The sequence below is a fragment of the Pedobacter sp. MR2016-24 genome (assembly GCF_026239655.1).
GTDB lineage: Bacteria > Bacteroidota > Bacteroidia > Sphingobacteriales > Sphingobacteriaceae > Pedobacter.
Map to the genome: position 1 here is coordinate 102,693 of NZ_JAPIVO010000009.1, position 16,034 is coordinate 118,726.

General features: G+C 38.2%; 13 protein-coding genes. 10 read left to right on the plus strand and 3 right to left on the minus strand.

Going from position 1 to position 16,034, the window contains the following annotated elements; translation table 11 throughout:
- Positions 1–34: 34 nt before the first annotated feature.
- The 4 genes from OQX62_RS23070 (at position 35) to OQX62_RS23085 (ending at position 4,483) form a co-directional block, all read left to right on the plus strand.
- Positions 35–265, plus strand: coding sequence for a hypothetical protein (locus OQX62_RS23070; protein WP_265834028.1), 231 nt, complete (start codon positions 35–37; stop codon positions 263–265).
- A 36-nt stretch (positions 266–301) separates the two neighbouring features.
- Complete coding sequence (locus OQX62_RS23075) at positions 302–727, plus strand: EamA family transporter (RefSeq protein WP_265834029.1); 426 nt, start codon at positions 302–304, stop codon at positions 725–727.
- 103 nt (positions 728–830) lie between these two features.
- A complete protein-coding gene (locus OQX62_RS23080) occupies positions 831–3,248 on the plus strand; it encodes a TonB-dependent receptor (RefSeq protein WP_265834030.1) in 2,418 nt (805 codons plus the stop codon).
- A complete protein-coding gene (locus OQX62_RS23085) occupies positions 3,248–4,483 on the plus strand; it encodes a PepSY-associated TM helix domain-containing protein (protein ID WP_265834031.1) in 1,236 nt (411 codons plus the stop codon). The genes OQX62_RS23080 and OQX62_RS23085 overlap by 1 nt, the downstream gene beginning before the upstream one ends.
- Here the strand turns inward: OQX62_RS23085 and OQX62_RS23090 are convergent.
- Genes OQX62_RS23090 through OQX62_RS23100 form a run of 3 tightly spaced genes read right to left on the minus strand, consistent with a single transcriptional unit; the run spans position 4,480 to position 7,289 of the window.
- Positions 4,480–5,268, minus strand: a complete 789-nt coding sequence (locus OQX62_RS23090; RefSeq protein WP_265834032.1) for a formylglycine-generating enzyme family protein — start codon at positions 5,266–5,268, stop codon at positions 4,480–4,482. The two genes, OQX62_RS23085 and OQX62_RS23090, sit on opposite strands and share 4 nt — an antisense overlap.
- Before the next feature lie 40 nt (positions 5,269–5,308).
- Complete coding sequence (locus tag OQX62_RS23095; RefSeq protein WP_265834033.1) at positions 5,309–6,061, minus strand: hypothetical protein; 753 nt, start codon at positions 6,059–6,061, stop codon at positions 5,309–5,311.
- Between the two features lie 34 nt (positions 6,062–6,095).
- A complete protein-coding gene (locus OQX62_RS23100; RefSeq protein WP_265834034.1) occupies positions 6,096–7,289 on the minus strand; it encodes a hypothetical protein in 1,194 nt (397 codons plus the stop codon).
- 262 nt (positions 7,290–7,551) lie between these two features.
- On the opposite strand from OQX62_RS23100, the gene OQX62_RS23105 reads away from it, so the two are divergent.
- From OQX62_RS23105 to OQX62_RS23130, 6 genes are all read left to right on the plus strand, one after another.
- Positions 7,552–8,544: a hypothetical protein gene (locus OQX62_RS23105; protein WP_265834035.1), complete on the plus strand. Its 993-nt coding sequence runs from the start codon at positions 7,552–7,554 to the stop codon at positions 8,542–8,544.
- Between the two features lie 567 nt (positions 8,545–9,111).
- Positions 9,112–10,941, plus strand: a complete 1,830-nt coding sequence (locus OQX62_RS23110; protein ID WP_265834036.1) for a type VI secretion system Vgr family protein — start codon at positions 9,112–9,114, stop codon at positions 10,939–10,941.
- Positions 10,942–10,944: 3 nt separating this feature from the next.
- Positions 10,945–12,042, plus strand: coding sequence for a T6SS effector amidase Tae4 family protein (locus OQX62_RS23115; protein WP_265834037.1), 1,098 nt, complete (start codon positions 10,945–10,947; stop codon positions 12,040–12,042).
- Between the two features lie 39 nt (positions 12,043–12,081).
- Positions 12,082–12,870 carry a hypothetical protein gene (locus OQX62_RS23120; RefSeq protein ID WP_265834038.1) on the plus strand — a complete coding sequence of 263 codons (789 nt, stop codon included), beginning with the start codon at positions 12,082–12,084 and terminating at the stop codon, positions 12,868–12,870.
- Positions 12,871–12,893: 23 nt separating this feature from the next.
- Complete coding sequence (locus OQX62_RS23125) at positions 12,894–13,379, plus strand: DUF4280 domain-containing protein (protein WP_265834039.1); 486 nt, start codon at positions 12,894–12,896, stop codon at positions 13,377–13,379.
- A gap of 5 nt (positions 13,380–13,384) precedes the next feature.
- Positions 13,385–16,015 carry an OmpA family protein gene (locus OQX62_RS23130; RefSeq protein WP_265834040.1) on the plus strand — a complete coding sequence of 877 codons (2,631 nt, stop codon included), beginning with the start codon at positions 13,385–13,387 and terminating at the stop codon, positions 16,013–16,015.
- Positions 16,016–16,034 lie beyond the last annotated feature (19 nt).

Sequence of the window (16,034 nt, forward strand, 5' to 3'; positions counted from 1 at the left end):
CTTACCGGGGCTGTTTAATGAAAAAAGAAATCATATGGCAAATTCAAATCACCCGAATGAAGAAAACCTGCAGGACGAAACAGTAAATCCTGCGAAGAGCACGTCGCAGGAGAACTATACCGGATATAACTCTGCAGATGATACTGGTAATAACAATGAGGACCTCGATTTAAATCCCAATGATGATCCCGAAACTAACGTAGATGAAGCTGATCTGGAGGCTTTAAATGGAATGGACATAGACGATGAAGAGACCATCTCTTAATATCGGATTGTTATACAAATTTAACACAGGAGTCTGATGTGGGTTTTATGGGCGTTGCTTGCTGCCGTGTCGGCAGCATTAGTGGTTGTTTTGACTAAAGCGGGGCTGAAGAATGTTGATTCAAGTCTTGCCTTTGCGATACAAGCGGTGTTTATCTTCTGTATTACCTGGGGTGTAATATATTTTCAGGGTAATTTTGCAGAAATAAAAGAGATTGAAAATAAAGCCTGGGTATTACTGATTCTGGCCGGGATAGCGACTACACTTTCTACTTTATTCTCTTTCAAAGCCTTATCTACCGGGCCTGCATCTTACGTTGTTACCATAGAACGTATGTCGCTTGTATTTGCGATTGTGCTTTCTGTTATATTTTTGAAAGAAAAAGTCACCTGGCAGCTGGTATTAGGTGCTTGTGTGATGATTGGCGGAGCAGTACTCATCGTCATGTCTGGTGAAGAATAACTCGTGTATAATTAATTAAGATTGATTACAGATAGTTCTTGGATTACTAAGTGAATTTCATTTACTTTGCGGCCGAGTTATATTTAATCAATCTTAATAAGCAATGCGTAAACTTTTACTTCCATTTTTTTTAATATTATTTATTAGCACAAGTGTGCTTGCCCAGCAGACGGGGACTGTGAGAGGGAGGGTTACAACTTCCGACGGAACTATTGCCGAGGGGGTAACAGTAAAACTTAAAGGCACCGAGATGGGTGCTGTTACAAATGAAGATGGTGAATACCAGATTCGCAAAGTTCCTGCGGGTAACTATACGTTAGTGGTTTCTGCTGTGGGACTATACCCTAAAGAAAAACAGATTACTGTCACTAAAGGGAATGTGATCTCTGATTTCTCACTCAATGAGAATCAATCTCAGTTAAATGATGTTCAGATTTCTACCAATAAAAAGAAATTCAAAGCTGATAAGGTTTCGTCTTCTTTGCGTTTGCAGTCTCCACTAATTGAAGTTCCTCAGAATATCAGGATTGTTACCAGTCAGATTCTTGCTGATCAGATGGTTTTTGATGTAGTGGATGGATTGACAAGAAATGTGAGTGGAACTGTAAGAGGTGGCCACTGGGACAATCAGTATGCAAATATTTCTACACGTGGTACTACTATTCCGGCTTTTCGTAATGGTATGAACATGAAAATGCCCTGGGGACCACTTGCAGATGATGCCGCGACGATTGAACGTGTTGAATTCATTAAGGGGCCTTCAGGATTTATGATGGCTAATGGTGAGCCGGGAGGTATCTACAATGTGGTTACCAAAAAACCTACAGGTGAAAACCATAGTTCGGTTAATTTCAGTGCGGGTGGTTATAACCTTGGACGTGCAGCTATCGACTTAGATGGAAAGATAACTAAGGATGGTAAACTTTTATATCGCTTAAACGTTGCTGCTCAATCAAAAGGGAGTTTTGTTAAATACAATTACAATGATAAGTATGTGATTGCTCCTGTGATCAGTTATCAGATTGATAGTAATACCTTAATTACTGCTGAATATACTACACAACATGTAAAAGCGCTGAATTTGGGTAATTATACATTTTCACCAAATGGCTATGGGGAAATTGCTCCAGGCTTATTGATGGGCGACCCTTCATTAGAACCAAACAGACTAGCAGATCATAATTTTACTTTATATTTTACTCATAAATTGAATAAAGACTGGAAAATAAATGCTCAGGCGGCTTATGTAAAATCCGGCTTGGTAGGAACTTCTGTATGGGTTAACTCGATGACTGCAAGTGGTGACGTCATCAGATCATACAACATAAGTGAAGAACTGGCAATTAACAAAGCTGCACAATTTAGTATTCAGGGTGAAGTGAGAACAGGCGCTGTACTTCACAGAGTGATGGGTGGTTTAGATATGGGAAATCTTAAAACATGGGGTGACTTTAGTAGTAGTGGTACCGCACCATTAGCTTCTGCCAATGATGTTCCATTCAATGTTTACAACCCTGTTTACGGTATACCATTTAACAGGATACCGGTTTTCGACAGGTCAAGAAGTATTGAGCAGCGTTCTGGGAGTAACCAGTATGCTACTAATCTGACATATACAGGAGCTTATGTACAAGACGAATTAAGATTTTTAGAAGAAAAATTGCGTTTAACGCTAGCGGGTAGATTTACACACGCTGTGAGTGTTGGTAAGACTAACGCAGCTCAAATGTCAGATAATGTATTCAGCCCTCGTATAGGCTTAAGCTATTCTGTTACAAATAACACCTCTGTTTACACGCTATATGATCAAAGTTTCTTACCTCAGGCAGGTACAGACTATTATGGGAATGCGTTCAAGCCAGTAAGAGGTAACAACATTGAATTTGGTGTGAAGAAAGATTGGTTCGATGGTAAGTGGAATACAACAGCTGCCGTTTACCAGATCACTAAGAAAAATGCATTGACTGCCGATCTTGATAACGTTGATAAAGCTCCGTTTAACTGGCAGATCCAAACTGGTGAAGCTAAGTTCAAAGGTTTTGAATTAGATATTGTTGGTGAGATAACCGAAGGTCTTAATGTGAACCTTAACTACGCCTACACAGATGCCAAAATATCTAAAGATGCAAATCCGCTTCGTTTAGGTACTTATGTGCCAAATGCGGTTAAACACATTACTAACGGGTGGTTATCTTATCGTTATAAAAACCAAAATTCGGTTTTTAATGGTTTTGGAGTTTCAGGAGGTTATCAGTTTCAATTTGGTCGTGTAATAGGTTCTAATTCCAGAGAGTCAAATTTTGCTGACTTTATTCGCTATGATGCAGGAGTTAGTTATGAAAGAGGAAAAATGACGCTTTCAGTTTTAGTTAACAATATACTCGACCGTAGATTGCTTACTGCTGGGTCATACACAGCTGTTAACGCAGTACAGGCTGCAGCTGGTTATGTCGGTTATTATGCATATATATATGAGATGCCTAGGAATGCAAGAGTAACTTTAGCATACAAATTTAAATAATGAATTTTAAAAAGATTAACGCTTTTTTACACTTATGGCTCGGACTTGGTTCGGGCCTGATTGTGTTTATAGTCAGTTTGACTGGTTGTATTTATGTTTTTGAAAACGAGATCCGCGGCCTTTACGAGCCCTGGAAATTTGTAGAAAAGCAGGAACAACCTTTTTTATTGCCTACTCAATTAATACGAGGTGCCTCCGTAGTGTTAGGTAAACAGCAACCAAATTCTATACGTTACGGCGCTAAAGATGAGTCTGCTACAGTGAGCAACTTTGACAGAAAAGCTGGTACCAGTCTGATTGTGTATGTTAATCCTTATACAGCAAAAGTTATTCATTCAGAAAAAAAGAGCAGAAAAAGCAACTCAGACTTTTTTAGGTTTATTCTGAACGGACATCGCCAGTTATGGTTGCCACGCGAAATTGGTAAACAGGTTGTAGGAGTGGGCGTACTCACTTTTGTGATTCTTCTTATTTCAGGTATTGTTTTATGGTGGCCAAAAAAATGGATCAAATCTATCCGCGACAAGAGCTTTAAGATTAAATGGAATGCAAACTTTAAAAGAAAGAATTACGATTTGCATAATGTTCTGGGATTTTACGCGGTCGTATTTCTTTTGATTATCTCCTTAACCGGTTTAGTATACAGTTATAAATGGTACAGTAAATCAGTATACTGGCTAACATCTGGCGGGCAGCCTATGAAAGAATTTAGTCGTACTTTATCAGATAGCACCTCTACATTAACTTATCAGCAGGCAAATGTAGATCAGCTGTACAGCAAAATTATGGCGACCGACAAGGCAGAGGGCATGTTTATTTCTTTGCCGGCCAAAGCTGCAGATGCAATAGCCTTTACTGTTTATCTGAAAGCGGGGAAGCTGTATAATGCCAACAGCTATACCTTTGATCAATTTACCTTGAAGCCTATCAGTGATGGCTCACCATTTTCTGGTAAATACGAAGATGCAAGTGTGGCAGATAAACTGAGGAGAATGAATTATGACCTACATATAGGCGCCATCTTCGGTATTCCCAGTAAGATCGTCGCATTTTTAGTGAGTCTCATTTCTGCAACTCTTCCCATCACTGGTTTTATCATCTGGTTTGGCAAAAAGTTCAAAAAGAAGAAAAAGACAAAAAAAGTATATTATACAGGTGAAGGAAATCCAGCGAAACGTAAAACTCCCTGGAAAACAGCACCAGTTGAGAAAATTCAGGTAGAAGAACTCGTTTAGTTCATCTTTACCACTCTAAATCCCTGATTGCTGAATGAGGCGCGGGGATTTATTCTTCCTATATCTACCGAATTAAAAAAACTGCAGGCATTTTTACTGCACCACCAGGAACCGCCGCGGGCATGTGCTATTTTCCTGTTTTTAGGATCTGTCTTTAAAGTGCCTTCACAGAATTCAAACACGTTGCCGTAAATATCATAAATGCCATAAGCATTTGGTGCAAAGCTGGCAACAGGTGAGGTGTAAACAAAACCATCAGTCTCATCTGGATCAAGGTGATTCTGTCCCTGCCATATATTAGCATACTTTCCAATTTCTTCCCTGTCAGCCCCCCAGAAATAGGTCGTTTTAGCACCTGCTCTTGAGGCGATTTCCCATTCGTCCAGCGTTGGGAGCCTTACCTTTTTCCACTTACAGTAGGCAGTGATATCATTGTAACTGATACTGGTTACCGGATGATTCATTTTATTGGTGATATTACCTCTGGTAGTCCCATTTGGGTATCTCCAGTATGCAGTACTATCGTCCAGCCATTTAAATTCCTCCAGTCCCGGTTCAAAAACCATCGCATTTTTATGTCTTTCCGCATCTGTTCTGTAATTTGTAGCCTTCACGAATAATTCAAACTGTCTGTTTGTTACTTCAGTGGCGGCAATATAGTAGCTCTGCATTTTTACCTTTCTGAGTGGATTCAATTGGTGCACTGCACTACCCAGCAGATACTCGCCAGCAGGTACTTTTACAAATAGTGTATCAACCTGAGCGGTCACATTACCAGTGATCATACATAGAGTTATCAATAAGATTACACACTGAACTGCTTGTTTACATGATCCCATTGTAGTAAGATTTTGCTCTGCTAATGATGAGGTCTACATTATCTTTATTAAGGGTGATAAAGCTTTGATAGTTACTTTTAGCACCATATAATTTAATAAACGAAGCGGAATTCATGAATGGTTTGTATTTGTTTTTCTTTAATAAAAGCATCAGCACCGTAAGTATGTCATTATCCTTTTGATCAATCCTATAGAATTCGATCAGAAAAGGTATCATTTCACGGCCGTTTACCTCCACGATTGCCGTTTTATAATTCAGCCCCATTCTTTTGCTCCGGCTGACTGATTCCCTAATTAATGCCATTACTGAATCGCGGTTGCTAACCAGGAAATCCAGTTGTCTCTTACTCCAGTTTGACTCACTGAAAATATCTGGCAGACTACCCGATATCTTTTTCTCTTCACCGATAATAGGAGGGCTGACATCACAATTCTGGCTGTATGATTCGGGATATATCATATGATAAGTAAATTTCTCCCTTAATGAAAGACCAAGATATAATTTTTTGGCAAGCGGCTTATCATAGTCATCACTTTCATCATCAGTTCTGGTGGTTATTTTTTTGATCAGGGATTTGACTTTTGAAAGTCCGTACGGCGGGGTGGAACTTTTTAGACGATACGCATGATAGGTCTGGCTAATTGGACTTGCTTCCTGCCACTGTTCCTCTTTTTCCTGATCCTGTGCGAATAATGAAAGGGGAATAGCTAACGTCGCGATAATAAATAAGTATTTCATAAGAGCTTTTAATAAATTTTAGATATAGAATAGATTACAGGTTTTTTAAGATTTCAATGATTTGATCAGGTGTTTTGTTTCGGATCTTTAACCTGGTCTCTTCATTATTGTCTTCTCCGATGAAATCGGCATTATAAGTACCTTCAGTATCACCTTTGTGGTAGACTAATCCAGATGCCTTTCCCTCGTAAAAATCATGTCTGCCAAAAAAAGTCCCCATTCCCCAGTAATGATCATTTATTAAGCGCTCTAATATTATGGGATTGAGTTGAACAGGGCTAAAGAAATTGTTTCCCAAGTTCCTTATGAGGGAGCTCTCATTTTCTTTTTTGCTTCTTTCTTCTTCCACCAACAGCTGCTTTTCATCATTTATCTGTTCAATATAAATTTCCTTATTCTTGCAGATGTACACATAAAATCGTTTCTGATCTACTTTTGCTTCATCTAATAGTTTATAGTGCCTGTAATTTAACGTATTGACTATTTGTCCCTCTCTGTTAAACATTTCCACCTTCCGGCCTTCTGTTGTGAAGGTAATTTTCATTGCGTTATTCCATAAACTTTTAAAAAAAAGACCATCGTCAACACGGATGATTCTTACACACTCTCCAAAGTTTTCTGCATAAAGGGCAATCATAAAGGCCGTTGTTTTGGCATCTTTTACTACCGTAATAATTTCTCCTGCTCCATGTTTAATCTCGACAGGTTTAATCTTAATGCCAGACATTAGGATACCATCTTTAAACGTGTTGATAGCGTCTAATGTAGTATAAGCCAATTTAGTATCTTGTTCCTGCTGGATGGTATGAAATTTATCATTGTATAGCTGTTGAATAAGTTTTCCTTCCTGATAATAGTCGTAAATCAGCCAGTCATTTTCCATGGATTTGAAGAAGCCATTAAATGGTTTACCATCCAAGTAATCTCCTATAAGATAATCCCCATTTGCTATACTATCGTTTTTTATAAATATTGTGTTATCAGGAGTTTTCAGTTCAGACTTAAAAAACAGTTCCATATTTAGCTGTTTTCTGACTTTTTTTGCACCATCAATACAATTGTAACAAACCGTATAGCCAGATGACAATTCTTCGTTCCTGATGCATTTCAAATCAGTTTTTACAATTGTTATTTCATTTTTTTGGTTCAGGTAAATATCCTGCTTATCCCTTTCCTGTGCATTAGAGAATAATGGGAGTACCAAAAGAAAGGGTATGATCTTATACATGATATGGCATTTATAAATATAACAGTTTTATAGCTTTAATAGTTTAACCTATGGTAAATTGCTTTTTTGACCAGATTCGGTTATTTAGATTATACTGTCCCTTTTAACAAAATTTCTTCAGAAATAAATTTCACATAATGGCTTAATCATCTAAAGAAAGGTGTTTGTGCATCATGGCAAAGTTTTTGTTGAAACATCAGTTGTAATAATTTTTTATTTTGCCAAAATATATTATGACTTTCAATTATGTTCGATAGATGATATGGATAAATTATTGCTCTCAAATCACTTTAAGCTAAATCTGAAATTAGTTCCCCCATATTTTAGTCGTACCTACGGTGTGACTATAGATATTTCGATCGGCAATGAAATTACTGGTTTAAAATATGAGGTAAAAGTAACTTATATTAAAACTATCGCAGAAAATATTCGGTTATTCAGACTTGATAGGCTCACCCCTGTTTACATTAATGAAACCTTACCTGATACAACAGCAGACCAGTTGGCTGCAGCGGTTGGTGAAGTTTTTTACCCTTTGTTTATCGAGGTCAACTTTGAAGGTAAATACTTGGCAGTACACAACCAAAATGAGATTGCCGGACGCTGGCCTGCATTAAAAGAAAAAATTTCTGCTTATTTTACTGGTGAGGAGGCGACACAATATCTTAATTTAATGGTAGAAGTCCTTTATGATGAAAATTCATTAAATGAGGTGTTCAGGAAAGATCTGTTTATCACATCGTACTTCACCTCTCTCTATAAATCATATACCAGTAGTTTTGAGCTCAATGAAAACATGTATTTTCCTATTGTGACAAATACTGCTCCGGTAAGTTTTGGAACTAAACAATCGTTGGATGAGCAGTTTAATAGTTATGGAGCGATAGAGATCCACCATCAAGGCACAGTAAATGATGAAAGAACCGCTGAAGATTTAGAAAGTGGAGTAGAATTTCCTTTGAGCAGGTTCGAAAATCCAGATCTGTCAGGAGCAGAGGGAGTTTATAATGCTAAATATGTGCTGAACCCTAATACGAGATCTTTGGAGTTGCTGGTGGCAAGCTGGCATATGCCTGGAATGAGAATCCAATCGACTGAAATCAGGATGTTCAGAATTGACGAAGAGCATGAACATGAGAAAGAGACTCTACCATTACATTCAGGAAATAACCTTGTTTATATAGACGGGGGGCATTCGGGCAAAGGGGGTATTTCCGGTTTTCTGGAATCAATATTCGGAAAGAAGGGCAGATAATTAAACGGCCAGTTCTTTAGACAAAGTGAAGTCTTACTGTCTCCTCCAAATTTCAATAATTTTGTATTTTTTCTTTGAGTCGTTATAATGACTGTAACGAATTTATATAAAAATTAACGAAAACTGCTTTCATTGTGCATTCTTTGAAGGTGTAGTTATTCTAAAACAGAAGTGGCAAACTTTTTGCTATGATGTAAAGAAATTAATGATTTCTTTCATCCAAAAAATTAAAATTATGGCTTTCAAAGCAAGATTGGGATTTTCGGCTACTACAACACCTATTCCTGTTTGTACATTTTTCATTGTCAAAAACAATCTATCCTTCATGGATATCACTGTATAAGGCTGATCGAAAGGTTTTTTGATTCATAGTATAAATGTGATAGTTTTTGAATCAGTTCAGTAGATCTTGTATTCCCATCTTATCTTTTCATTCTCCTGGTGAAAGATGATCTACAATCTGAACAATATTAAATCTAACTACTAATGCCGATCCGTTGATCCTCTTAAAGGAACGGTTATTGAATTATAAATTAAACGCTACAAATAAAAATAACGTTCTCTAGCATGGAAAAGAAGATAAATCTGGAAATACATATTGCCGATACGGAAATAACTCATTTTAATTCCCTGAAGATTATCCAGTCATTCAACCGGCACCATGAATTTGAGTTGATCATCAATCAGGATGTGATTGAGCACGCTGGTTCAGTTAAAATTGACCAGTCAAAATCCTGGATAGGTAAAAGCTTTTTAATCAGCATAGACCATGGTAATATGAATTTTAAAGGGCTTGTCTGTGAGGTAAATCTCTCACAAAGTCATGGCCTGAGGGGTGATTTGATTATCAAAGGTTTTTCACCGACGATTCTTATGGAAACAGGGATACAACTGGTATCTCACGCTGATACAAATTTAAGTAGTATTGTTGAAAAAACAGCTAAAGGCTGGCCTTCTTCTGAAATGGAGATTGCTGTAAAACCTGTATATAAGGAAACACTTAAATATATTACTCAATACAAAGAAAGTAATTTTACTTTTCTGAACCGTTTGAGCAAAGAGTACGGCGAGTTTTTCTATTATGATGGAAAAACATTGATTTTTGGCAAACCAGCGGAGCAGAAGACGGTCAGTCTTGTACATGGACAAAACCTTAATTTCATGAATACGGCTGTCCGTATTTTACCGACAAATTTCGCGTATTATTCTTACCGCTCTGAAGATGATAACAAGCTTGATGCCCGCTCACCATCACAGCGTGACCGTTTAGATGATATTTCGCAATACGCCTATGAACAATCCTCTTCCGTATTTGATAGTAAAGCGAATGTTCCGATAAAACCAAGAGTCGACAAAGCTGGTCAGTTAGAACAACTCGCTCAAAAACATAGCGCCGCATTGGCTTCCGGACTCACTGATATCACTGGGGAGAGTACAAATACAGCACTAAATATTGGTTGTATTGCAGATATTAAAGTTTCTCATAAAATTGGCTCTGACTCTTTTGTTCAGGATTCTGCTGGCAAGTTTCTGGTAACCGAGATAACGCATTCTATAGATGGACTTAATCGTTATACTAACTCATTTAAAGGAGTAAATGCGAATACGGAAGTTTTGTCGGTTTCCAATGTACAGATGCCACAGGCAGAAGCACAGGTTGCCATCGTTAAAGAAAATAATGATCCGTCACAAACCGGACGTATTAAAGTTCAGATGTTATGGCAAAAAAATAGTGAGACTACTGACTGGATCAGGGTGCTTACTCCAGATGGAGGTTCAAGTGAACCCTTCTCCAAAAACAGAGGCTATGTTTTTATTCCTGAAGTTGGAGATCAGGTTGTGTTGGGATTTCGGTATAATGACCCTGACCGGCCTTTTGTAATGGGAAGTATATTTCATGGAAATTCAGGTGGCGGCGGGGCTGATGCTAATCATATGAAAAGCATTGCCACCAGGAGCGGGCACCTTATTGAATTTAATGATAGTTCCGCGAAACAGGGGATTACAATTACAGACATAAATAAAAACATTATCCATATAGATACTTCTGGTAATAATATCACGATTACAGCAAATGAAAATTTAACATTGAATGCAAAGAACTTACAAATCAATGTACAGGAAAATATGGACGTTCATGTTGGTAAAAACAAGAGCCTGCAGATTGGTGAAAATATGGCCACTCAGATTGGGCAGAACAGTCAGGTAAATATTAATGAGAATTACATGATGAACGCTGCAAATATAACAGAAGTTGCTAAAGGGAGCCGTAAATCTAAAGCGGCAAACATTACCGAAAACTCTAAATCACAGCAAATTATCGCAGAACAGAATGTAAACATCCATGCGAAAAGTACATTGAATAGTAACAGTGGCGAACGTTCTAATTTTCATTAGCAGATGGCATATATAGAAGGGTTGATCAATAGAATTACTTCAGGAGAGGTTTTTACGGAGGCGGAATCTTATACTGCCTATACAGGCGACTTCAATATGGATGCCGGTGGAGTAGGGAATCTCACTTCTGATAAGGAGGTAGTAATGAACAAGCCTGATGAGGCTGAGCAAGACGTTTCCAACGATTATATACCTGTTGTGGCTTTAGATAAAGGTAAGTCTCTTTTTGGTTGTGAGCTATTGAAACCAGATAAACCGAAAACTACCAAGCTTGCTGAATTTCTGGATGCTGACAAGAGAAATCAGGTGTTACAGGAGTTACTGATCACGGATTTAGCAGTTATAATCAATTGTAAGGTGAAGCAGGGTAATGTGAAAGCGGATGACAATGAGGGATATGTTACCGTAAAGTCGAGTAAATTGAAGTTTGTTGGAGCCGATAACAATCCGAAGGCAGCAAAATCTTCCATGCGTATGGAGCAGACATATGGATCGGAATTGGTATTAAAAATAACTATACCGGAAGGATTGCCGGATAAGAGCACGCATTACATCGATTTCTACGCGGATGATAACGATATGCTTTTTTTCTCTGTTTCTAATGTGTTTTGTGGTAGGATAGCACTGATTTACAAAGAACCATTGTTCAAGAAAATCTACGCGGCATATCCTAAGCCTTATAATAAAAAACCTTGTAACGAAGACCACTTTAACCAATGTGCGATCAGAATGAGTATGGCTTTGATTAACGCTGGTATTCCGATTGAAGGAGTTAAAAATTTAACTAATCCAGGCGGAAACACCTATTGTAAGCATAAACATGTTTTAGGCGCTTATAACCTGGGCATGCATATAGATAAAATGAGTTTCTGGGATAAACGGACTGTTTATGATGGTTCCAAAACTGACATTAGTGCGCTGGTAATTGGTAAAACGGGCATATTGTACTTTGAAAATTTTAAAGAGGAAAATGCCGCGGGGCAGATGACCAGAAGTTCACAATACCGCCATATTGAAGTTTGGAACGGATATGCTTTAGTAAGCGGCTTTGACAGACAGATGTTTGAAGCCACGGTAATTAAGTTTTGGGAAATTAAGTAATATAGAATGAGGTTAATACAATTATTTATATTTTATATAATGGCTACGGCCTTTTCATCCTGTGCGCAGAGTGGATCATCATCATCCAGTTCGTCTGATAGTGACAGTACATTACTAGTGCAAAAGCTACTAACCTATCAGACGAAAGCGGCTAAGTTGGGTACAACACATAAAAAACCAGTCAGGGAAAAGGGGATTCATGGCATATGGATCAATTTGAAACTCAAAAATTACCTGTTGAGAGACAGTGTATCTGTCGATGGTGAATCGTTGCTGCCATTAACATTAACTGTAGATCAAAAAGGTGCTTATTTTACTTTCAGGTATGAAGGACCTGTAAAATATAATAAGATTACTGCCAACGGAACAGGTAAGTTTTCAATAGGGAAATTCAGTGCGGTGCTTAAAAATGATTCAGTGGTCAGCGTAGCATTTGAACATAAAACTATTCTCTTTGAGCGAAGCACTGTTGACAAAAATAATATGGCGGACTTTACTGCATTATTAAATGATAAACTTTTCAGTTATGCAAAATTACGCCAGTTGGTAAATTTAAATGGCCCGCAAGCAGATACAATGAACATTCGCGCAGCAAAATCAAATTTAACGGATGAGGTATTGTGCAGTACGCTGAAAACTAATTTTAAGTACAGAATCACCTATGCATACCCCTTTATTTTCGATAAGTCATTCACTCCTGCGGTGTATTATTTGAACAGTACAGGTCTGGAAGACAAGCCTGTAACATATGAAATCAGCTTGGTGGAAAATGAAGTGCAACTCAGAGATCTAAACACAAGAGAGGTGAGATATAAGTTTTTATATTAATCAGATACTTAATAATAACCAGGATGGCAGAGAAACATTTGGTGGTACAGGGGGCAATATGCTTGTGCAATTTTGGCACTGCTCCGGATAAGTTGAAAGTATTATCGCATACTAAAGAATATGCTAATGATAAAGACAGCGCAAAGAAGCTTATTGGAAGTACAAAAGAAATTGGTTCAACGTTTGAAAAAAACACTTTTGGTTCCTGCTCTAAACAAAATAACAAACCCTGTACGGCGATCGTCACGGAATGGAAAGGTTTTTATGAAAATACGATCCTGACAAACGGTGGTAAGATCTTGCTGGAGGACAGTAAAGCAACCTGCCCGGTTGGGGGTGCTGACTGTATTAAAGTGGTTGACCATGGTCAGATAGCAGAAGTTAGTCAGCAAAATATGGAAAAAGCAAAACCGGAGGTGCAGCAAGTGCTGAATCCCGCTGTCGATACCAGGATGCTTGTTAAGCCAGCAATGATTGAAGATGATATTTCCGAGAGTGTAAGTAACTGACAGACATGATAAAGGGTGTAAAGAAAATTAAATTGGAATCTGGTCTTGTCTATTCAAATATGGGAAGTCCGGGCACACTGGTGGTGGTTAAGCCAGGTAAATTTGTTTGGTTTAATGTTTTAGAATGGCTTCCGGGTACAACCGCAGAGGATAAAAAGAAGAATATAATCTGGCTTAGGCAGACGAAAGACCGTAGAATAATTATCAGTCAGATGACTACGCCAGCTACTTATAAGTACGGCCTTAATATGGCAAGGAAACAATGTGGCAGGTTTACCTATTATCTGGAAGCAAGTCTGTCCGGTAAAAGAGATCCGTCCTTTACGGGCTTGTATGTGCGTGGTTTTTGTGAACCAAAGATCACCTCATCTAAATGGTCCACAAAACTTGGTGGCGCAGATATTTCGAATAAAAAAGATATTATCAAATATGGTCATGTAGTACACCTAAACTTATCTACTGAAGGTTTAAATGGGAATAGCATGATCATTGAGCTCTACAACCGTGTTTTAATGAGTTTCAATAACAAAATCTTAAAGGTTTATACGAATATAGAGTGTATTGCAGGTGAGGTAAATCTGGAATTCCAGGATTTATATTCATGGATGGTTAAGATTGATAATATCCAAACCCATGAGGAATTTTATGTAAAGGTAAAAGATAAAGAAACAGGGAAATATATTGCCGATGCTAAAGGCGGATTTGAGCATGCGCTATATCTTAACATTAAAAATGAGGTAGTAACCACAAATTCGAATAAACCAAAAAATAATAAGCCAGTTAAGGTTGGTGTGCCTGCTTTAAATGCCAATCGGTATGAGCCATGTAAGTTTACCAAAATAGAAGTTACAGAAGTAACTAAAGTGAAAGGTGTAGCAAAGCCTGAAACGGTGATTGTTTTTGAAGATGGAAAAACAAAACTGCTCAATCCCCATATCAGCAAGCAGCCTATTTCGAGATCGGTGTTTTTCAATTTTGATCAGTTTAATATACGTGCAGATGCAAATGGGGTACTAAGCAATATATTGCAATTTCTACTTGAACATCAGGGCTCGATTATCCATCTGGATGCACATGCTGATGATAGAGGAACAGATGACTATAATCAGGTACTATCACAGAAAAGGGCGGATATGATCAAGAAGTTCCTTGTTGATGGCGGATTAGATAGTGCAAGGATTATTCCCGTAGGCCACGGAGAGAGCCAGCTCAAAATAAAGGGCAATCAACTTACTGAGGCACAACATCAGCAAAACAGGCGCGCGGACATATCTTTTGATTTTAATGCACATGACAGTAACAGCATTGTATATGAAACAATAGGCCCATCGGTAAGCACAGGCAGGGATTTGATTATGGTGATCCATGGTTATGACACTAAAAAGTGTTTTACTAAAAAACACAGCGAGAAGAAGGTAATCTTAAAAAACATAGGTCAGGCGCTGGACAAAGGCGATAAAGAAGTCATTAAGGTAGTAGACGACTCAAATACTGTTGTACAAAAAATTTATTCTGACCTGTCCAGATATAATCCTGCACCCTTGCAGTATATCTGGCCCAGATCAACTACGCCAAATCATTTCTGGTATTATATCAATAGCTGCCGGTATTATACTAATCCCGTACGGCCAACGGTAACGGTTAAAGTTTTTCCGGATATTCAATGGACGCTGGAGTTCAAGTGGAATTTCACAGAAGCCTTTGCCTACAGTTACGGTAAGAATATGCATCCGTACGATATTGAAACGGGTAAGAAAAAGGTGATAGGTGCGGTATTGGATGCAGAATCCGTAAAGAAAGATGGTGAAATGTCTAAGTCTTTTACCCTCGGATTACAGGCGGAGTGGGATGAAAAATCCCAGAAGGCACAGTTGGAGGATAGCTTCGGCGAGCGGATAGCTAAAGCACTGGGCGTATTTAGAACCTTGAAAAAAGCGTCTGATAAAATTGTTAAGTCGCCAGTAAACGGTGGCAAGATCTCGTTTGAAATAAAAGCACCAGTTATCGCCCTTTCCGCACAATGGTCTCTTGAACGTCCATCTAATGATTCACGCGAAATTGGCACATTGATAGAAATAGGTCTTGAGTCAAAACCGCTGTTAGAAGCTCAGGGTAAAATAAACTTGTGGAAGATTTTCAGGAGATATGGACCAGATGCGATTTGTCCGGGAGCAGGTAAGGTTCTCGAATTTATTCTGAAGCACATGGAATCAAATCTCGAAATCAACTTCCTTGTTATTTTTACCGGAAGCATTAATTTAAAAGGCAGTGTAAAGGGAAATACCATTGCACCTAAAGACACCAGTGGCGAGATTAAGGTGGAGGGTAAAATTCAGATTACTCTCGAATTTAATGCAACCGCTAAAGGCGATATTGGTTATGCGGGATTTTCAGGTGTGATAAAAACCAATGTAGATACTTCCGTTACCGGCGGCTACAAGGCCGAGTTCGACAAAAAAGGAATAAGTGGCAAGCCTATATTGAGTTTCGATGGCGTTAAAGCTAAATATGTTGCTGTAGGTACGGTGAAATGGGGATGGTTTGAACGTACATTTACAAGTGAAGGTAACTATACTATTGTGGACCCCAGTGAAGGTAAATTCGAGAGAAGTTATATTTTAGGGCCTTTCAATTAGGAATAAATAACAAAAAAAA